We start from the raw sequence: 19,436 nt of genomic DNA on the forward strand, positions 1-19,436 counted from the left end.
CTCATGAAGTTCATTCCCATTTAACCGAATCGGCGGATAATGCCATTTCGACACTGCTTCATTGATTCATGGACGAAAGGCATCCGACATCTGTAGTGGGAGGCAAACCATGAAACGCACCGCAATGATCCTCGCCGGCCTGATGGCCTTGGGCGCATCCAGCGCTTTTGCCGAAGGCGGAGCCGAACGCATGCGCTATTACTACGAAAGTCTGCGACTGGCCCAGCAACAAGCCCTGGGCCACCCCATCCAAAGCACTGAGTTGCGGGTTCCCGACGATCAAACTGCACAAATGACTGAAACCTACAGACCGAAATGATCCATGGTCTTTTGACTGCGACGCCAGGGTCGCAGAAGACTGTCGGGCGTCCTGATGGACGCCCTTTTTTGACCTGCCGTTTTTTGGTTTCCGAGTTACAGCGCCTTGCTCCAGAACAGCATCCGCCCGTGGGCCGGGTCGAACATGCCGGGGGCGAATCCGGCTTTTTCATAGGAACCCTGGGCCACGGCATTGCCTTCCAGCACTTCCAGGGTCAGCTTGCAGCAGCCACGCTGACGGGCGATGTCCTCGACCTTTTGCAGCATCTTCTGGCTCAAGCCCAGGCCGCGAAATTTTTTCACCACCACCACATCGTGCACATTGACCAGCGGTCGGCAGGCAAAGGTCGAGAATCCCTCGAAGCAATTGATCAGCCCGGCCGGCTCGCCACCGACAAAGGCCAGCACACTGAAGGCGTGGGGGCGCCTGGCAAGCTCTGCCGGGAGTTGCTCCAGTACATTGGCCGGCAACGGCTGGCCGCCCCCCATCGGGTCCTCGGCGTAGTGGTTCAACACCAGACAAATAGCCTCGGCATGCACCGGATTGGTGTAGCTGGCCTGAAGCACAAGAATTTCTGCGGAGTCCATTTCCATCCTCGATCACACATGAAGTAGCCCCCAGCATGTATTTCACGCTGAAGTGCCGGCAGACCATAGCGCGAGCACCGTGGTATCGACAATCGCAACCGAGGAAATCTTTTGGCGCTCAAGCGCCCCAGATCAAGGCTTCGGTCCATCCCAGTTCGGCAAAGTCCTCAGCCCGCAAGCGCGACTCACCGGCGCAGAAAAACTCGTCGAGTTGCGGTGGCTTGACCGAAGTGCCACTGAGCATGGCGTGAACCTGGCCACGGTGATGGATCTGGTGTTCAAACAAATGGGACAGCAGGCGCAGTCGGCTGTCGTATTGCGGGGTGTCGCGGGCGATGGTCACGACTTTACCGAGGTCGGCGTCGCGCATCTGCTCGCAGTAGGCGATCAGCCGGCAGTCGACGCGGGTCTGTTCGCCAACGAGGTGCGGCGCAATGAGACAGGGCTCGTCTTCCTTGAAAAACACCCGGCAATCGGGATGCGGATCGTCGCCGCGCAGTTCGCGCTCCAGGGCGTCCACATAAAACCAGTCACAGGTGAGGATATGGTTGAGGGTGGCGCGGATCGTCGGGAAGAAACTGACCCGGGGTGCACTCAGTTCCTGAGGGCTCAACTGACGCCAGGCCTTGGCCAGTCGGTGATTGGCCCAGGCGTTCTGATAGGCCATGGTCAGCAAATGGTGCGACAGGGGCTGATTCATCTTCGCTGCTCCCGATCAAATCCCGATCAAACTTCGGCAAACCGCTGCAGTTGCATTTCCTGCAATCGACTGAGGGTGCGGCGGAACGGGAATTCCAGATAACCCTCGGTGTAAAGCGATGCCATTGGTACTTGCGCTTCAAGGTACAGAGGCACCTTGCGGTCGTAGCACTCGTCCACCAAGGCAATGAAGCGTCGCACACCGTCGTCATGCACCGACAGCTGCGGCAACTCGCGGTCCCCCGCTTCCACCCGCTCGACACCGTCCTCGGTGCCACGGGCAATGCGCCCGGCACGTTTCTGCGCGCTGAGGTTGGGCACGTCACTCAACAGAATAGCGCCGTAGGTATCGCACAGGGCGATGAAATCCATGGCCGCGAAGGGTTGCTCGCACAGCGCGGCGTAACGGGTCCAGAGCACGGCCGGGCTAGCCTTGATCACCTCAAGGGAACGGTAACCGACCCTGACCGACTCGCTCGATACTGACTGGCCGACGCTCAACAACTGGAATACCTCACCCAAAGCGCCGGGGTTACCGGGCTCGGCCACCCAATAACGTTGCAAACCGGCCCCCGGATGCAGGCGATGGTCTTCCCCGCCATCCACCGCAATCACCTGCATGTGTTGCTTGATCGCCCCGATGGCGGGCATGAAACGGTCGCGATTGAAGCCGTCGGCGTACAACTGGTCCGGCGGAAGATTGGACGTGCAGACCACCACCACGCCCTGTTCGAACATCACTTGGAACAGGCGCCCGAGAATGATCGCATCGCCAATGTCATTGACGAACAGCTCGTCGAAACACAGAACCCGCACCTCTTCGGCCAGTTCACGAGCCAACGCCTTGAGTGGATCGGCGGTACCGGTCAGTTGAAACGAGCGCTGATGCACCCAACCCATGAAATGGTGAAAGTGCTGACGCCGCGCCGGTACTCGCAGGCTTTGGTAAAACTGGTCCATCAACCAAGTCTTGCCCCGCCCCACCGGCCCCCACAGGTACACGCCGGAAATGGACGCGCGGCCTTCGTGCAGGGCCTCGTGGCATTTTTGCAGGGCCCACACGGCATGTTCCTGGGCCTCGTCCTGGACGAAGCCCTTTTGTTCGATGGCATGCTGCCAAGCGCTTAAGGGGGAATCGATAGTCATGGGCGGCAGTATGCCATTGCGCATGAATAACGCGACCAGTGATCGGCGGTTTTATGCAGAAAGGAAAAGCGCCTTGACGCATTAGATTACTAGCATCATATTTAATAAATGTTGCTACAAATCTATTACCCTTGTCGCCATCCCTCTGGAGTCATCCCATGCATTACAAAGTTTTCGGTCGTAAAACCGGTTTGCGGGTTTCCGAACTGGCGTTGGGCGCCGGTAACTTCGGTACCGGTTGGGGCCATGGCGCCGAGCGTAACGAAGCCAGGCGCATATTTGATGGCTACGTGGAAGCCGGCGGCAACTTCATCGATACCGCCAATGGCTATCAGGGCGGGCAGTCCGAGGCCATGCTCAGCGAATTCATCGCCGCAGAACGGGATAGCCTGGTCATTGCCAGCAAATACACCCTCGGGACTACACCGGCGGCCGGCATTTCCCACACTGGCAACAGCCGCAAGAACATGGTGCGCGCCGTCGAAGAAAGCCTCAAACGGCTGAAGACCGAGCACATCGACCTGTTCTGGGCGCACATGAGCGACGGCGTCACGCCCATGGAAGAGATCCTGCGCGGCTTCGACGATCTGGTCAGTGCCGGCAAGATTCATTACGCAGGGCTGTCGAACTTCCCCGCGTGGCGCATCGCCCGCGCCGACCTGCTGGCTGAGGTACGCGGGTTTGCGCCGATTGCCGCGATCCAGGTCGAGTACAGCCTCGCCGAACGCACCGCTGAGCGCGAGCAACTGCCGATGGCCGAAGCCCTGGGCCTGGCCGCGACCTTGTGGTCGCCGCTGGGTGGCGGCTTCCTGACTGGCAAGTATCGCAACAGTGAGGGCGACAACCGTGGGAACAAACTCGGCGTGCTGATCCACGCCGAAAAAAGCGCCCGGGAAACCGCCCTGCTCGACACCTTGATCGAGGTCGCCGCAGAATTGGACGCCAGCCCGACCCACGTGGCCATCGCCTGGCTGCGGGAAAAGGCCAAACGCTCGACCACGGCGCTGATTCCGATCCTCGGCTCCCGGACCCGGGAGCAACTGGACGCGACGTTGGGCGCGCTGAATGTGCAGTTGAGCACCGAGCAACTGGTACGACTGGACGGCGTCAGTGACGTGGCCAAAGGCGTGCCGCACGAATCCATTTCCGGTTCGTCCGCACGGTTCAGCGGCGGTCAGATCCTCGACCTGCCAAGCATTCCGGTGGCCTGACACAAATCAAAACTGTAGGAGCGAGCCTGCTCGCGATGAGGCCCTGCCAGCCAACAGAGATGTTGAAGGCAAGACCGCCATCGCGAGCAGGCTCGCTCCTACAGGGTCAAGCGTATTACTTATCGACCTTGTGTCTGGCCGCATACAGGCACAGCATTTCCATCGCCAATGTCGCCGCCGCCAGTGACGTAATCTCCGCGCTGTCATAGGCCGGGGCAACTTCCACCACGTCCATGCCCACCAGGTTTATCCCGCGCAGGCCGCCGAGAATCTCCAGCGCCTGCACCGTGCTCAAGCCGCCACACACCGGTGTTCCGGTGCCTGGAGCGAACGCCGGATCGAGGCAGTCGATGTCGAAGGTCAGGTACACCGGGTTGTCGCCGACCCGGGCGCGAATCGCCTCGACAATTGCCTCGCAGCCACGGCGATGCACCTGCCGCGCGTCGAGCACTTGAAAGCCCTGGTGATCATCGTTGGTGGTGCGCAAGCCGATTTGTACCGAGCGCGACGGATCGACCAAGCCTTCCTTCGCCGCGTGCCAGAACATGGTGCCGTGATCGATGCGCTTGCCCTCTTCGTCCGGCCAGGTGTCGCTGTGGGCGTCGAAGTGGATCAGCGACAGCGCCCCGTGCTTGCGGGCATGGGCCTTGAGCAGCGGATAGGTGATGAAATGGTCGCCGCCGAAGGTCAGCATCGCCGTGCCGGCGTTGAGGATGTGCTCGGCGTGGGCTTCGATGCATTCCGGCGTCGATTGCGGCGAACCGTAATCGAAGTCGCAATCGCCGTAGTCGATCACTGCCAGGTGATCGAACGGATCAAAGGTCCATGGCCAGTGCCGTTCCCAGGCAATCCCGGCGGAAGCGGCGCGAATGCCGCGCGGTCCGAAGCGCGCCCCTGGACGGTTGCTGGTGGCGGTGTCGAACGGCACGCCACTGACGGCCACATCAACGCCACGCAGGTCACGACTGTAGCGGCGACGCATGAAACTGGTGATGCCGGCGTAGGTACTTTCAGCGGCCGTGCCGTACAGGCTGTCACGGGTAAGGGCTTGATCGTTCTGCATCGGGACGTCCATTGAAGGCTCCTTCTCTTTTGTTATTGGCGGCTACGGAAAGTGGTCCACAGGCGGGTGCGCTGACGCATGTCCTTGAGGCCCATGCTGCGGTCGGCGTACAGCCGCTCCCGCACATCGGCCAACGGGTAGATGTCCGGATCGTTGCGCACCGCTTCATCCACCAGCGGCGTGGCGGCCTGGTTCGCCGTAGCGAAGAATAAGGTGTTGGTCAGTGCCGCGACGGACTCGGGGCGCAACATGAACTCGATAAAGGCGCGGGCGGCTTCGGGGTGCGGCGCGTCCTTGGGAATCGCCAGGTTGTCCTGCCATACGAGGGTGCCCTCCCTGGGAATCCGGTAGGCGATTTCATAGGGTTTGTTGGCCTTGCGTGCCTGGTCGGCGGCCATGCTCGCGTCGCCGTTGTAGGTCAGCGCCAGGCACACGCTGCCATTGGCCAGATCGCTGATCTGCCGCCCGGTGGCGACGTACAGCACGTTCGGCTGTAGCTGATGCAGCAACGCCTCAGCGGCTGACAGATCGTTCTTGTCCGTGCTGTAGGGATCTTTACCCAAGTAGTGCAACGCCAGTCCAATCACCTCCTGGGGAGAGTCGAGAATGGCGATGCCGCAATCCTTCAACTTGCTCGCGTACTCGGGTTTGAACAGCAGATCCAGGCTGTTGAGCGGCACGTCCGGCAAGCGCTGCTTGACCGCCTCGACGTTCATGCCCAAACCCAGGGTGCCCCAGGTGTAAGGCACGCCGTAACGGTTGCCCGGGTCGACAGCGGCGAGTTTTTCCAGCAAGTCCGGATCGAGGTTGGCGTAACCCGCGAGGCCTTCATGGGGAATCGGTTTCAACGCACCGGCCGCAAGCCCCCGGGCCAGCACACTGGAGGACGGCACCACCACGTCATAACCGCTGCCGCCGGTGAGCAACTTGGTCTCCAGTACTTCCGAAGAATCAAAGGTGTCGTAGCGCACATGGATACCCGTCTCCTGCTCGAACCGTTGCAGGGTTTCGGGGGCGACGTAATCGGCCCAACTGTACAGATTGACCACCTTGTCTTCGGCCTGGGCCGATGCGGCCATGGCAAGGAACAGCGCGGGTAAACACAGCTTGAACATGGGAGCCATGACGAACACCTGACCAGAGGAAGTGGTGGCAGGATGCGTCGTCAGATACATTGGTGAAATACCAAGTTAATTAACCTGACTTTATTACGGAGTAATGTTTGATGCTCGGCCAACTCCACGACCTGGATCTGCAATTGTTGCGTCTGTTTGTCAGCGTGGTGGAGTGCGGCGGTTTCAGCGCCGCCCAAGGCGAACTGGGGTTGAGCCAGTCGAGCATCAGCCAGCAAATGGCCAAACTGGAAACCCGCCTGGGCTATCGACTATGCAGTCGTGGCAAGGGCGGGTTCCGGATCACGCCCAAGGGCGAACAATTGCTCAGCGCCACCCGTGGATTGTTCCAGTCCATCGAAGCCTTTCGTCATCAATCCAACGGCGTGGCCGGGCGCTTGATCGGCGAAGTGCGCCTGGGCCTGTCCGAAGCCCTGGATCAATCGGTGCTGCAACGGGTGGCCGAGGCGATCCGGCGCTTCCGCGAACGGGATGAGTCAGTGCGCATCGAACTGATCAGCGCCATGCCCGGCGAAATGGAGCGCTTGCTGCTGCAGCAGCGGCTGGACCTGGCCATCGGCTATTTCTCGCAAGTGCAAAGTGCGTTTGACTACCGCCAACTGTTCATTGAAACCCAGCATCTGTATTGCGCCCCCGGCCACCCGCTGTTCACCAATCCGGCCCCGAACGATCAGGATCTACAGGCCTGCGACCGGGTCGACCATCCCTACCGTTTCCTACGCAGTGACGAACCCTTCCAGGGCAAGTTGTGTTCGGCGCGCTCGGAACAAGTCGAAGGCACCCTCGCCTTCATTCTTTCCGGCAAGCATGTCGGTTACTTGCCCAGCCACTTCGCCCGTGGCTGGGAAGACAAGGGTTTGCTCAGGGCCGTGCGCCGAGGCGACATGAGTTTCGATGTCGCGTTTCATCTGGCCCGGCACCGGGCGCAGGTGGCCGGCGAGGCGCAGAAGGCGTTCGAAGAGGATCTGCTCGCAGCGTTTGCCTGAATTCGTCTTGGTCTAAGCTGTAACAATACCGGACACCGACATGCAAAAATGCACAGACAACCTGCACTTATCCGGGTTGTACAAGGCAAATTTGCGCTGATACGATCCGCCATCGCTCGCGCGCGAGCATCTCGATAAAGAACAATAAAAGCAGGGAGTTAGTGATGACTGCTCAGGTTTTTTCTCCCGGGACTCAGTCCATGGATGCCATGCAAAACGAAGTGCTGGCCGAGGTTCGCAACCACATTGGTCACCTGACCCTCAACCGCCCCGCCGGCCTCAATGCCCTGACCCTGGATATGGTGCGCAACCTGCACCGCCAGCTCGACGCCTGGGCCCAGGATCCGCAGGTACTTGCCGTGGTCTTGCGCGGTGCCGGGGAAAAAGCCTTCTGCGCCGGCGGCGACATTCGCTCGCTGCATGACAGCTTCAAAAGCGGCGACACCCTGCACGAAGATTTCTTCGTCGAGGAATACGCCCTCGACCTCGCGATCCACCACTACCGCAAACCGGTGCTGGCCCTGATGGACGGTTTTGTCCTCGGCGGCGGCATGGGTCTGGTGCAAGGCGCGGACCTGCGCGTGGTCACCGAAAAAAGCCGCCTGGCCATGCCGGAAGTCGGCATCGGCTACTTCCCGGACGTCGGCGGCAGTTACTTCCTGTCGCGCATTCCCGGTGAACTGGGGATCTACCTCGGCGTCAGCGGTGTGCAGATTCGTGCCGCCGATGCGCTGTATTGCGGCCTGGCCGACTGGTACCTCGAAAGCGCCAAGCTGGGCACGCTGGACGAGAAACTCGACCAGCTCGACTGGCACGATACGCCACTCAAGGACCTGCAAGGCCTGCTGGCGAAATTCGCCGTGCAGCAACTGCCCGATGCGCCGCTGGCGACTTTGCGCCCGGCCATCGACCACTTCTTCGCCCAAGCCGACGTGCCGAGTATTGTGGAACAACTGCGTCAGGTCACGGTTGCCGACAGCCATGAATGGGCCGTCACCACCGCCGACCTGCTGGAAACCCGCTCGCCGCTGGCCATGGCCGTGACCCTGGAAATGCTCCGTCGCGGACGCGAACTGCCGCTGGAGCAATGTTTCGCCCTAGAGCTGCACCTGGACCGCCAGTGGTTCGAGCGCGGCGACCTGATCGAAGGCGTGCGCGCCTTGCTGATCGACAAAGACAAGACACCACGCTGGAACCCGCCCACCCTCCAGGCGCTGGACGCCGAACACGTGGCGAGCTTCTTCAGCGAGTTTGACCAGAGCGAGAGCTGAGCCATGCACGATATCGAATTGAGCGAAGAACAAGTCATGATCCGCGACATGGCCCGGGATTTTGCCCGCGGCGAAATCGCGCCCCATGCCCAGGCCTGGGAAAAGGCCGGCTGGATCGATGACGGTCTGGTGGCGAAGATGGGCGAACTGGGCTTGCTGGGCATGGTGGTCCCCGAGGAATGGGGCGGCACCTATGTCGACTACGTGGCCTACGCCCTGGCGGTAGAAGAGATTTCCGCCGGCGACGGCGCTACCGGCGCCTTCATGAGCATCCACAACTCCGTGGGCTGCGGACCGGTGCTTAACTACGGCAGCGAAGAACAGAAGCAGACCTGGCTGGCGGACCTGGCCAGCGGAAAGGTCATCGGCTGCTTCTGCCTGACCGAACCCCAGGCCGGTTCCGAGGCGCACAACCTGCGCACCCGCGCCGAACTGCGCGACGGCCAGTGGGTGATCAATGGCGCCAAGCAGTTCGTCAGCAACGGCAAGCGCGCCAAGCTGGCGATTGTATTTGCCGTGACCGATCCGGATTTGGGCAAGCGCGGTATCTCGGCGTTCCTGGTACCGACCGACACTGCCGGTTTTATCGTCGATCGCACCGAACACAAGATGGGCATCCGTGCTTCCGACACCTGCGCGGTGACCCTGAACAACTGCACCATCCCCGAAGCCAATCTGCTGGGCGAACGCGGCAAGGGCCTGGCCATCGCCTTGTCCAACCTCGAAGGCGGCCGCATCGGCATCGCCGCCCAGGCGCTGGGCATCGCCCGCGCGGCGTTTGAAGCGGCGCTGGCATATTCCCGTGATCGTGTGCAGTTTGGCAAAACGATCAACGAACACCAGAGCATCGCCAATTTGCTGGCCGACATGCACATGCAGTTGAACGCCGCGCGACTGATGATCCTGCACGCCGCACGCCTGCGCACGGCCGGCAAACCCTGCCTGTCGGAGGCGTCACAAGCCAAGCTGTTTGCGTCGGAAATGGCCGAGAAGGTCTGCTCGTCCGCCATTCAGATTCATGGTGGCTATGGCTACCTGGAAGACTATCCGGTGGAGAAGTATTACCGGGATGCGCGGATCACGCAGATCTACGAAGGGTCGAGCGAGATTCAGCGGATGGTGATTGCCCGCGAACTGAAGAACTATCTGGTGTGAAGTCTTGTAGGAGCGAGCTCGCTCGCGATGGAGGTCAACGATGACGCGGGGTACCTGAATCGCCCCGGTGCCCTCAGGTTTTTCGCGAGCAGGCTCGCTCCTACAAGGGATCTCATAAACGCTGAGGTCCAATGTGGGAGCGAGCCTGCTCGCGATGAGGCCCGCAAGAACGCTACGTCACTTATCCTGGAACTCCGCCTCACGCTTGGCAATAAACGCCGCCATCCCTTCCTTCTGATCCTGCGTCGCAAACGCCGCATGGAACACCCGGCGCTCAAAGCGCACGCCTTCGGCCAGGCTCACTTCAAAGGCACGGTTGACGCTTTCCTTGACCATCATCGCAATCGGCAACGATTTCTTGGCGATCAATGCCGCGACTTTCAGCGCTTCATCCAGCAGCTCATCGCTCGGCACAATACGCGCCACGATGCCGCAACGCTCCGCTTCCACGGCATCGATCAAGCGGCCGCTCAGGCACATTTCCATGGCCTTGGCCTTGCCCACCGCACGAGTCAGGCGCTGGGTGCCGCCCATGCCCGGCAACACACCGAGGTTGATTTCCGGCTGGCCGAATCGGGCGTTATCGCCGGCCAGGATGAAGTCGCACATCAACGCCAGCTCACAGCCGCCGCCCAGGGCGAAACCGTTGACCGCCGCGATGATCGGCTTGCGGCGGTTGGCTACACGGTCGCTGTCGCTGAACAGGTCGTCGATGTAGATCTGCGGATAGGTCAGCTCGGCCATTTCCTTGATGTCGGCACCGGCGGCGAAGGCTTTTTTCGAACCGGTCAGGACGATACAGCCAATGTTCGAGTCAGCCTCGAAGCCATCAAGGGCCTGGTTCAGTTCGCTGACGATCTGCGCGTTCAACGCGTTCAGCGCTTGTGGACGGTTGAGGGTGATCAGGCCAACGCGGCCGTGGGTTTCCAGCAAAATCGTTTCATAACTCACAGGGGACTCCTTCTTATAAATTGCGCGAAATGACCATGCGCTGAATATCGCTGGTGCCTTCGTAGATCTGGCAGACCCGCACGTCGCGGTAGATCCGTTCCAGCGGAAAGTCGTTGAGGTAACCGTAACCGCCCAGGGTTTGCAGCGCCGAGGAGCATACCTTCTCGGCCATTTCCGAGGCGAACAGTTTGGCCATCGACGCTTCGACCAGGGCCGGTTGGCCACTGTCGCGCAGGGCGGCGGCGTAGTGCACCATTTGCCGCGCCACGGCGATCTGGGTCGCCATGTCCGCCAGGCGGAACGCCACGGCCTGGTGCTCAATGATCGGCTTGCCGAAACTCTCACGCTCACGGGCATAATCGCGAGCCGCTTCGAAGGCGGCGCGGGCCATGCCCACCGATTGCGAAGCGATGCCGACGCGACCGCCTTCAAGGTTGGCCAGGGCAATCCTGTAGCCTTCGCCCTCCTCGCCCAAACGGTTGGCCACCGGCACCTTCACGTCTTCGAAGAGGATCTGGCAGGTGTCGGACGCATGCTGGCCAAGCTTGTCTTCGACCCGCGCAACGGTGTAGCCCGGCGAATCGGTCGGCACGATAAAGGCGCTGATACCGCGCTTGCCAGCACTCGGATCGGTCACCGCAAACACGATCACCACCCCGGCATTCTGCCCGGACGTGATGAACTGCTTGCAGCCGTTGAGCACGTAATGATCGCCTTCCAGGCGCGCACGGGTTTTAAGGCCGCTGGCGTCGGAACCGGCCTGGGGTTCGGTCAGGGCGAAAGCGCCGAGCATCGCACCGCTGGCCAGCGGTTTGAGGAAGCGCTCCTTCTGATCGTCGTTGCCGTACTTGAGGATCGGCACACAACCCACGGAGTTGTGCACGCTCATGATGGTCGAGCAGGCACCATCACCGGCGGCGATTTCTTCCAGCGCCATGGCGTAGGCCAGGTAACCGGTGTCGCATCCGCCCCACTGCTCTGGCACCAGCATGCCGAAGAAGCCCAGCCCGGCCATCTCGCCGATGGCTTCCTTGGGAAAGCGGTGCTCGCGATCCCACTCGGCGGCGAACGGCTTCAGCCGTTCCTGGGCAAAGTCCCGGGCCATGTCGCGGATTTGTTGTTGGTCGTCATTGGGGATCATGGTGAATCCTTAAAATTTAATTGCCCCCTGTAGGAGCGAGCTTGCTCGCGAAGGGCCTGAGAGCGCCGCATTCATCCAGGCAGAGCTCGTCATCGTTGACGTTCTTCGCGAGCAAGCTCGCTCCTACAGGGACTGCGCAAGTCTTAATACAGGCATTCCACGGCCATGGCCGTCGCTTCACCGCCGCCGATACAAATCGCTGCAACGCCGCGCTTCAGGCCTTTCTGGCGCAAGGCCGAAAGCAGGGTCACCAGAATCCGCGCACCGGACGCGCCGATCGGGTGACCGAGGGCGCAAGCACCGCCGTGCACGTTGAGCTTCTCGTGGGGAATTTCCAGATGAGTCATCGCGGCCATACCGACCACGGCAAAGGCTTCGTTGACTTCCACCAGGTCGACGTCATTGAGCGACCAGCCGGTTTTCTTCATCAACTTCTTGATTGCGCCAATCGGCGCCACCGGGAACAGGCCCGGCGTATCGGCAAATGCCGCATGACCATGGATCACGGCCAATGGCTTCAGACCACGCTTTTCGGCTTCGGAGCGGCGCATCAGCACCAACGCGGCGGCACCGTCAGAGATCGAACTGGAGTTGGCCGCGGTCACCGTACCGCCTTCGCGGAACGCCGGCTTCAACGAAGCGATCTTGTCCAGCCTGGCTTTTGGCGGCTGCTCGTCATTGCTGATCACCACCTGCTCTTTGCCGACCGTCACGGTCAGCGGGACGATTTCGTCCTTGAAGCTGCCGTCCTTGATCGCCTGCTGTGCGCGAGTGGTCGAGGCGATGGCGAACGCGTCCTGGGCCTCACGGCTGAAGCCGTTGGTTTCGGCGCACTCTTCGGCGAAGGTGCCCATCAGGCGGCCCTTGTCGTAGGCGTCTTCGAGGCCGTCGAGGAACATCGAGTCCTGCACCCGACCATGGCCCATGCGGTAACCGGCACGGGCGCGGTCCAGCAGGTAAGGCGCGTTGGACATGCTTTCCATGCCACCGGCGACCACCACGTCGGCACTGCCCGCCACCAGCATGTCATGGGCCAGGATCGCCGCTTCCATGCCGGAACCGCACATCTTGTTCAGGGTGGTGCAGCGGGTCGATTTATCCAGCCCCGCGCCCAGCGCCGCCTGACGCGCAGGGGCCTGACCAAGGCCTGCCGGCAGCACGCAACCGAACAACACTTCATCGACGGCATCACTGGCAACACCGGCACGTTCAACGGCGGCCTTGATGGCGGCCGCGCCGAGTTGCGGCGCGGTCAGGCTTTTCAGTTCGCCCTGAAAACCGCCCATCGGGGTGCGGACGGCGCTGACGATAACAATTGGATCGTTGGAAATAGTCATGACAAATCCTCCTTACTTGGCGGCCATGCGCAAGGCACCGTCGAGACGGATCACCTCGCCATTGAGCATGCTGTTTTCAATAATATGCTTGACCAGCCCGGCATACTCGCCCGGTTTGCCCAAACGCGGCGGGAATGGCACGCCGGCGGCCAGGGAATCGCGGACTTCCTGGGTCATGCCGGCCATCATCGGCGTCTCAAAGATGCCTGGGGCGATCGTCATGACACGAATGCCGAAACGCGCCAGTTCACGGGCCGCCGGCAAGGTCAGGCTGACAATCGCACCTTTGGACGCCGAGTAAGCCGCCTGGCCGATCTGGCCGTCATATGCCGCAGCGGACGCGGTGTTGATGATCACGCCGCGTTCGCCATCGGCATCCGCTTCGGTCTCGGCAATCGCCGCTGCCGCAAGGCGCAGCATGTTGAAGCTGCCGATCAGGTTCACGTTGATCACCTGGCTGAAACTGGACAGTGCGTGCGGACCGTTCTTGCCGAGTATCTTCTCGCCACGCACGATCCCGGCGCAATTGACCAGGCCGTTGAGGCCACCAAAGGCCTTGACCGTTGCCTGCACCGCGGCTTCGGCCGCCGCTTCGTTGCTGATGTCTGCCACCACACTTTGCGCACCCAGGCGCTGGGCCTGGGCTGCAACGGCCTCGGCGTTCATGTCCACCAGCATCACTTTCGCGCCAGCGGCGACCAGCACCTCGGCTGTCGCTGCACCGAGGCCGGAGGCGCCACCGGTGACGATAAAAATCTTGTTCTGGATCTGCATCATTATTTCCCTGGATTCAAGCTGGAAGATTCTTCGCCGCAGCCTCTTGAGCCTTGGCGATTTCCTGGTTGCGCAAGATAAAGCGCTGCAATTTGCCGCTTGGGGTTTTCGGCAACTCGCTGACAAATTCGATTTCACGGGGGTACGAGTGCGCCGCCAGACGCTTGCGCACGTGCTGGCGCAACTCCTCGGCCAACTCGGGGGCGGCGCGGTATTGCGCGCTGAGCACGACGAACGCCTTGACCAGTTCAGTGCGCTCCGGATCGGGCTTACCGACCACCGCAGCCTCAACCACCGCCGGGTGTTCGATCAGCGCACTTTCCACGTCGAACGGGCCGACCCGGTATCCGGAGGTGGTGATCACGTCATCGCTGCGCCCGACGAAGCTGATGCTGCCGTCCGGGTTCCACTCCACGGTGTCGCCACTGAGGTAGTAGTTGCCGACAAAGGCCTTGGTCGGCCCGCCTTCGTAGCCGGCGAACCAGCACATCGGCGACTGGCTGCGGTCGATGGCCAGGATGCCCGGCTGGCCCACGCCGAGCTCCTTGTACTCGTCATCCAGTACCACGATGCGGTGCCCCGGCGAGGCAAAACCGGCGGCGCCCATGTGAATCGGGTGCTCAAGGCCGTGGTGGTTGCACAGCACCATGCCCAGTTCGGTCTGGCCGTAGTGATCGTGGATGACCACGTTGAGGTTATCGGCGAACCAGCGGATCACTTCCGGGTTCAGCGGCTCGCCGGCGCTGCTGACGATACGCAGCTTGCCCTTGATCGATCTGGCGAACTCATCGCCGCCGGCAATCAGCAAACGGTAGGCCGTCGGCGAACCGGTGAGGTTGGTAATCCCGTATTTGTTGATCACTCGGCAGGTGCTTTCGAGGGTGAACGGACCATCATAAAAGGTGATCGGATGGCCCATGGACATTGGCCCCGTGACACCGAAATAAATGCCGTAGGCCCAACCTGGATCGGCGACGTTCCAGAAGGCGTCTTCCGGGCGCAGATCCACCGCATCGCGGGTGTAGCACTGGAACGCAACGATGGCCTTGAGTGGCACCGACAGCGCTTTCGACGGGCCGGTGGTGCCCGAGGTGAACATCAGCAGGAACGGATCTTCGCCGGTCAGCAGCACCGGTTCACAGTCGGCGGAATAGTTGGCCAGTTCGGCCCAGAAACTGAAATCGCCATGCACCAGGCCCTGCCCCTTGGCGCCGGTGACAGTAACGATGGTCGGGCAATCAGCGACTTCGGCGAGTTTCGGCCGGTTCACCCCATCGGTCACCACAACCTTGGCGCCAGAGCTGCTCAGGCGGTGCTCGATGGCCTTGGGGCCGAACGCAGTAAACAGCGGTTGATACACTGCGCCGATGCGCCAGGTGGCGAACACCGTGATCAACAATTCGATATTGCGTGGCAACAGGCCGGCGACCTTGTCGCCCTTCTTCACGCCCTGGGCCAGCAGGTAATTGGCGAAACGCGCGGCCTTGTCCTGCAAGTCGGTGAAGGTGTACGTCGCACCAGTGCCGTCGCGTCCTTCCCAGAACAGCGCGATGCGACCCGGCAAGGCATGCCGGTCACAGCATTCGACACTGGCATTGAGGGCCGTCAGATCGCCTGCGAGCGCGGCATCGACGGTGTGCTGATAATTGAACTGAGCAGTAGCAGACAAGTAATCGCGCATTGCCAGAATCCCTCTGTGTTTTTTATTAGGTTGGGGGAACCGTAATCAACAGGGAAATACTCGCTCTGCGCGGGTTAGCGGGCAATGGTCAAAGTTATCAAGTTGTCTGACTGCTTTGGCCAAAGCCCGCAGGTCATCAGGAGGTGAAGCGCACCCCGGGTTTGGCGCGCTCGTCCACGGTCAGCTCGAACACATCCGGCCGGGCGTAGTGCCCGACCACGTCGTAGTCGTAGCGGGCGCGTACCACACCTCCACGCCCTTGGCGTACATCGCCGTGCGCAGCAGCGGTATCATGTTTTCCCAGCACACCAGCGCACCGACGCGCCCGACCTGGCTGTCGACCACCGGCAAGGTCGAGCCATCGCCCTTGCCCCCAGATCAGCCGTTCGGTGCCGGTGGGCATCAGTTTGCGGTGCTTGGCTACCAGCCCGGCCTGCGGATCGAAGTACAGCGCGGTGCCCCATTTGCTCAAAGGCAGCCGGGCGGTGGCGACCATTCCGGCCCATGCCGCCCAAAGCATCACAACGCTCAGCGGGCTGGCGCTGCTGCCCTGCCCCCTGGCCTTGCCGCGCTACCCGATCGAACTGGGCTGGCGGACCAGCACCCAGCTCGACCCGGTGCTCTTGAAAGTACGCGAGGCGATCATCGCGACCTTCGCCTGATGGCCGATGTTACTTGTTGGCCGCCATCAGGCGGTTGACTTCACTGCGCACCATGTTGGCGAACTCCGGTGGCGACATGCCGTCCAGCTCGGCGCGCACCCATTCCGCCCATTTGCCTTTGCGCTTGGCCCGTTCGCCGAACAACCGCGCGGCCTCGCCCTTGGCTTTGCCCAGGTTGTTTTGCCAGAGTTCGAACAGACGGGATTTTTCGTCTTCAAGCGCCGCGCGCTCGGCGAGGGGTTTGTCGGCCAGATTGAAGCTCATGGGAATTTCCTGCTGCGTAAAATTGGCGACATCTTACACTGTAGGGCGAAATGTCCTGCGCCGGTTTTTCAGCAAGATGGCCTCTCCGGTCAAAACAGCTGCAACTTTTCCGACAGCGACTGACTCCATTGTTCACTGTCCACTTACCTGCAAGGAGTACTTCAATGGCCCGCAAAACCGCCCTGCAAGCCGCCGAAGATCAAATCAAGGATCAAGTCTTCAGCGAACTTCAGTCGCTGATCGAAGAGTCGGAAAAACTGCTGAAAAGCAGTGCCTCACTGGTCGGGGAAGAAGCGGAGACCCTTCGTGGACAAATCGCCCTGAAACTCCAGCAGGCCAGGGATTCGGTGACCATCGTACGCGAACGGGCCCTGCCCGCGGTCGAGGCCACTGAAACCTATATCGGCGGGCATCCATGGCAAACCGTGGCGATTTCCGCCGGGTTTGGTTTGGTGGTGGGGTTGTTGCTGGGCCGACGATAAGTACCGGTAAACACTAAACACTGTGGGAGCGGGCTTGCCCGCGAAGGCGTCATGTCAGCCGGTATCAACATTGCTGACACACCGCTTTCGCGGGCAAGCCCGCTCCCACAAGGGTTGCGTTAATTACCCGCTATTTGCCATTACCTCGAATCACTCCCCCGCCAGCTCCCGCAAGTTCGCCAGCGTCCGGCCATCCAGTTCAATGCCATTGATCTGCGACTTCGCGCGCTGATGATGACGCCGATCCCCCGGTAAACGCTTCAAGCCCACACCGTGCATTTGCCGCACCAGCTCCTGGCTGCGTTCGGCAAAACTCTGCCCCGCCGCTTTGTCCGGATCGATCACGATAAGCAACTGGCCAGTCCAGGGCGTCTTGGCACCAGGGTGGTTCTTCCAGTCGAACTCGAAGGAAAAATTGCCGCCGGTCAGTGCCGCCGCGAGCAACTCGACCATCATCGACAGCGCCGAGCCCTTGTGCCCGCCAAAAGGCAGTAACGCACCGCCCTCAAGAATCGCCTTCGGGTCTGTGGTCGGCTGGCCGAGGCTGTCCACGCCCATCCCTGCCGGCAAGCGTTCTCCCTCGCGTGCGGCAATTTGCACATCACCATGGGCAATGGCACTGGTGGCCAGGTCGAAGACAATCGGCTCGCCACCGGCTCGCGGGGCAGCAAAGGCGATCGGGTTGGTGCCGAACAGCGGCCGGTCGGCGCCGTGGGGCACCACGCAGGTCATGCTGTTGACCACGCTCAATGCCACAAGGCCCTCGGATGCAAAGGGTTCGACATCCGGCCACAAGGCCGCGAAATGGTGCGAGTTACGGATCGCCAGCACCGCAATGCCGGCACTTCGGGCTTTGTGCACCAGTAACTCGCGTGCCGCCGCCAGAGCCGGCTGCGCGAAACCGTTGCCGGCATCGACCCGCACAAACCCTGAAGCCACATCCTCGACCACCGGAACGGCCTGGCCATTGACCCAGCCGCTTTGCAGCGTCGAAACATAACCTGGAATCCGGAATACCCCGTGACTGTGCGCGCCGTCGCGCTCGGCACTGGCGCAGTTTTGCGCCAGCACCCGGGCAACGTCGGCCGAGGTGCCGTGACGCAGAAAAATCTTCTCGAGCAAAGCGCTCAGCGCTTCGAATGACAGGTGTGACGAGATCGCAGTAGACGCGTGATCGTGTGGCGCAGACATCTGAAGCTCCAGACTAATTATTGGAGGGAACAACAGCGTACAAAGACCCGCCGATTAACAACGTGCGGCGAGCGACCTGTCAACCTTTCGCTCAGGGCCGATGAGATGTATCCGTGTCACGAACGCCCACGCCCCGTGCGTTATCTATTTACCACCCGCGTCAACGCACCGGCTTTTAGTCTCGATGCTCAATCCACAGGTGCCGTTACTGCTACCCGACAGCAGGTGTTCCAGAGGCGAAGCGTTAAAAAAAACCACCCATTGATAGTTAAATGCCATGACTGATGTTCTCGCAGACTCCCCCCAAGGTTAGAATGCAGGAAACCAGGAAGGGCCAATGACCGACCACACACCCTCGGAAGCCGAATTCGACGCCATCACCGATGCCGCTGCGCATTGGTGCATGCGTTTACACGCCAATGACTGCACCGAGCAAGAGCGCCAGGCGTTCGAGCAATGGCGGGATGCACATCCGCTCCATGCCTTCGAGTACGAAGCGATGCTGGAGATCTGGGATGTCGCCGGTGACCTGCCCCGTCCCGCGCCTGTCGTGCCACTGGTCCGTACCCAAGTCGAAAACCCGTGGCGCCGCCTGGGAATTGCCGCGGCGATATGTATCCTGGCACTGCCCATGGCCGGTTATGGCGGCTGGCACTTGGGCTGGGTGCCGAACGCGTACCAGCATTTCGAAGCGACCGACAATGTTCGAACGGTCACCTTGAAAGACGGCAGCCAGGTGGAACTGAACCTGGGCAGCGAGCTGACCTACAGCAACTACAAGGATCAGCGGCAAGTCACGCTGGAAAAAGGCGAAGCCTTCTTCAGTGTCAGCCATGACACCCGTCACCCCTTCGTGGTCAAGGCCGCCGAAGGCCGGATTCGCGTGACCGGCACCCAATTCAACGTCTGGATGTATGAAGACCAGGTCAAGGTCAACCTGATCGAGGGTTCGGTACTGGTCAGCAGCAACGCCGACCTGCAAGGCGACGGATTGCGCCTTGACCCGGCGATGCAGGCCAGTTATCGCCACGGCGACTTCACCCCCCGCATCAGCCAGACCTATGACAATGACAGCTCGCTGGCCTGGCGCCAGGGCAAACTGGTGCTCGACGATCTGGCCCTGAGCGATGCGCTGCCCTTGATCAATCGCTACCTGGACAAACCGTTGATGGTGGCTGACCACAGCACCGGCTCGATCCACATCGGCGGCATCTACAACATCAAGGAGATCAACGGCCTGGTGAAGTCCTTGCCGCGGGTCCTGCCGGTCTACCTGACCCGCAACCAGAACGGCAACCTGGTGGTCAACGCGATTCCGCAGTCATCCCCGAAAAGCTGAAAAGGCCGCCACCCTTGCGGGTGCGGCCTTCAGCGTTCATGCAA

Annotated in this window: 19 protein-coding genes and 2 pseudogenes; 8 read left to right on the plus strand and 13 right to left on the minus strand. The window is 61.3% G+C overall.

What is annotated here, in order from left to right; genetic code table 11:
- Positions 1–109: 109 nt before the first annotated feature.
- On the plus strand, positions 110–319 hold the full coding sequence (locus AC3IX1_RS14815; protein ID WP_489384718.1) for a hypothetical protein: 210 nt from the start codon (positions 110–112) through the stop codon (positions 317–319).
- A 95-nt stretch (positions 320–414) separates the two neighbouring features.
- On the opposite strand, the gene AC3IX1_RS14820 is transcribed toward AC3IX1_RS14815, so the two are convergent.
- From AC3IX1_RS14820 to zapE, 3 genes are all read right to left on the minus strand, one after another.
- Positions 415–906, minus strand: a complete 492-nt coding sequence (locus AC3IX1_RS14820) for a GNAT family N-acetyltransferase (protein WP_489384719.1) — start codon at positions 904–906, stop codon at positions 415–417.
- Positions 907–1,024: 118 nt separating this feature from the next.
- Positions 1,025–1,606: a DinB family protein gene (locus AC3IX1_RS14825; protein WP_489384720.1), complete on the minus strand. Its 582-nt coding sequence runs from the start codon at positions 1,604–1,606 to the stop codon at positions 1,025–1,027.
- 26 nt (positions 1,607–1,632) lie between these two features.
- Entirely contained in the window at positions 1,633–2,751 is a 1,119-nt protein-coding gene (zapE, locus tag AC3IX1_RS14830; protein WP_489384721.1) for a cell division protein ZapE, read from the minus strand.
- A gap of 158 nt (positions 2,752–2,909) precedes the next feature.
- Between zapE and AC3IX1_RS14835 the strand changes: the two genes are divergently transcribed.
- Positions 2,910–3,962: an aldo/keto reductase gene (locus tag AC3IX1_RS14835; RefSeq protein WP_489384722.1), complete on the plus strand. Its 1,053-nt coding sequence runs from the start codon at positions 2,910–2,912 to the stop codon at positions 3,960–3,962.
- Positions 3,963–4,077: 115 nt separating this feature from the next.
- Here AC3IX1_RS14835 and speB read toward each other — a convergent pair whose 3' ends face one another.
- Together speB and AC3IX1_RS14845 are read right to left on the minus strand one after the other, a co-directional pair.
- Entirely contained in the window at positions 4,078–5,037 is a 960-nt protein-coding gene (gene speB, locus AC3IX1_RS14840; RefSeq protein ID WP_103393246.1) for an agmatinase, read from the minus strand.
- Positions 5,038–5,057: 20 nt separating this feature from the next.
- Complete coding sequence (locus AC3IX1_RS14845; protein WP_489384723.1) at positions 5,058–6,149, minus strand: polyamine ABC transporter substrate-binding protein; 1,092 nt, start codon at positions 6,147–6,149, stop codon at positions 5,058–5,060.
- A 101-nt stretch (positions 6,150–6,250) separates the two neighbouring features.
- Here AC3IX1_RS14845 and AC3IX1_RS14850 point away from each other — a divergent pair, with 101 nt between their 5' ends.
- The 3 genes from AC3IX1_RS14850 to AC3IX1_RS14860 all read left to right on the plus strand — a co-directional run bounded on the left by AC3IX1_RS14850 (position 6,251) and on the right by AC3IX1_RS14860 (position 9,570).
- The gene (locus AC3IX1_RS14850) at positions 6,251–7,144 is read left to right on the plus strand and encodes a LysR family transcriptional regulator (RefSeq protein ID WP_489384724.1); all 894 of its coding nucleotides are present in this window, start codon (positions 6,251–6,253) and stop codon (positions 7,142–7,144) included.
- Positions 7,145–7,308: 164 nt separating this feature from the next.
- The gene (locus AC3IX1_RS14855) at positions 7,309–8,415 is read left to right on the plus strand and encodes an enoyl-CoA hydratase/isomerase family protein (protein ID WP_489384725.1); all 1,107 of its coding nucleotides are present in this window, start codon (positions 7,309–7,311) and stop codon (positions 8,413–8,415) included.
- A 3-nt stretch (positions 8,416–8,418) separates the two neighbouring features.
- Entirely contained in the window at positions 8,419–9,570 is a 1,152-nt protein-coding gene (locus tag AC3IX1_RS14860; protein WP_007970104.1) for an acyl-CoA dehydrogenase family protein, read from the plus strand.
- Positions 9,571–9,747: 177 nt separating this feature from the next.
- On the opposite strand, the gene AC3IX1_RS14865 is transcribed toward AC3IX1_RS14860, so the two are convergent.
- The 6 genes and pseudogenes from AC3IX1_RS14865 to AC3IX1_RS14890 form a co-directional block, all read right to left on the minus strand.
- The gene (locus AC3IX1_RS14865) at positions 9,748–10,521 is read right to left on the minus strand and encodes an enoyl-CoA hydratase (protein WP_489384726.1); all 774 of its coding nucleotides are present in this window, start codon (positions 10,519–10,521) and stop codon (positions 9,748–9,750) included.
- 13 nt (positions 10,522–10,534) lie between these two features.
- The gene (locus AC3IX1_RS14870) at positions 10,535–11,662 is read right to left on the minus strand and encodes an acyl-CoA dehydrogenase (protein ID WP_489384727.1); all 1,128 of its coding nucleotides are present in this window, start codon (positions 11,660–11,662) and stop codon (positions 10,535–10,537) included.
- A gap of 143 nt (positions 11,663–11,805) precedes the next feature.
- Positions 11,806–12,999 (minus strand): acetyl-CoA C-acyltransferase, encoded by a 1,194-nt coding sequence (locus AC3IX1_RS14875; RefSeq protein WP_489384728.1) that lies wholly within the window; start codon positions 12,997–12,999, stop codon positions 11,806–11,808.
- A 12-nt stretch (positions 13,000–13,011) separates the two neighbouring features.
- A complete protein-coding gene (locus AC3IX1_RS14880; RefSeq protein ID WP_489384729.1) occupies positions 13,012–13,773 on the minus strand; it encodes an SDR family NAD(P)-dependent oxidoreductase in 762 nt (253 codons plus the stop codon).
- Between the two features lie 16 nt (positions 13,774–13,789).
- On the minus strand, positions 13,790–15,454 hold the full coding sequence (locus AC3IX1_RS14885; RefSeq protein ID WP_489384730.1) for an AMP-binding protein: 1,665 nt from the start codon (positions 15,452–15,454) through the stop codon (positions 13,790–13,792).
- 136 nt (positions 15,455–15,590) lie between these two features.
- A pseudogene (locus AC3IX1_RS14890) lies at positions 15,591–15,911 on the minus strand (nitrilase-related carbon-nitrogen hydrolase); the annotation flags it as partial.
- On the opposite strand from AC3IX1_RS14890, the pseudogene AC3IX1_RS14895 reads away from it, so the two are divergent.
- A pseudogene (locus tag AC3IX1_RS14895) lies at positions 15,850–16,116 on the plus strand (type 2 periplasmic-binding domain-containing protein); the annotation flags it as partial. The pseudogenes AC3IX1_RS14890 and AC3IX1_RS14895 overlap by 62 nt on opposite strands.
- Before the next feature lie 9 nt (positions 16,117–16,125).
- On the opposite strand, the gene AC3IX1_RS14900 reads toward AC3IX1_RS14895, so the two are convergent.
- Positions 16,126–16,380 carry a hypothetical protein gene (locus AC3IX1_RS14900; protein WP_057400121.1) on the minus strand — a complete coding sequence of 85 codons (255 nt, stop codon included), beginning with the start codon at positions 16,378–16,380 and terminating at the stop codon, positions 16,126–16,128.
- 164 nt (positions 16,381–16,544) lie between these two features.
- Between AC3IX1_RS14900 and AC3IX1_RS14905 the strand changes: the two genes are divergently transcribed.
- Positions 16,545–16,862, plus strand: coding sequence for an ElaB/YgaM/YqjD family protein (locus tag AC3IX1_RS14905; protein ID WP_489384731.1), 318 nt, complete (start codon positions 16,545–16,547; stop codon positions 16,860–16,862).
- Between the two features lie 150 nt (positions 16,863–17,012).
- On the opposite strand, the gene AC3IX1_RS14910 is transcribed toward AC3IX1_RS14905, so the two are convergent.
- On the minus strand, positions 17,013–18,053 hold the full coding sequence (locus tag AC3IX1_RS14910; RefSeq protein ID WP_489384732.1) for an Ldh family oxidoreductase: 1,041 nt from the start codon (positions 18,051–18,053) through the stop codon (positions 17,013–17,015).
- 337 nt (positions 18,054–18,390) lie between these two features.
- On the opposite strand from AC3IX1_RS14910, the gene AC3IX1_RS14915 reads away from it, so the two are divergent.
- Positions 18,391–19,392, plus strand: a complete 1,002-nt coding sequence (locus tag AC3IX1_RS14915; RefSeq protein ID WP_489384733.1) for a FecR family protein — start codon at positions 18,391–18,393, stop codon at positions 19,390–19,392.
- Positions 19,393–19,436 lie beyond the last annotated feature (44 nt).

The organism is Pseudomonas sp. KH_046_2, assembly GCF_057838985.1.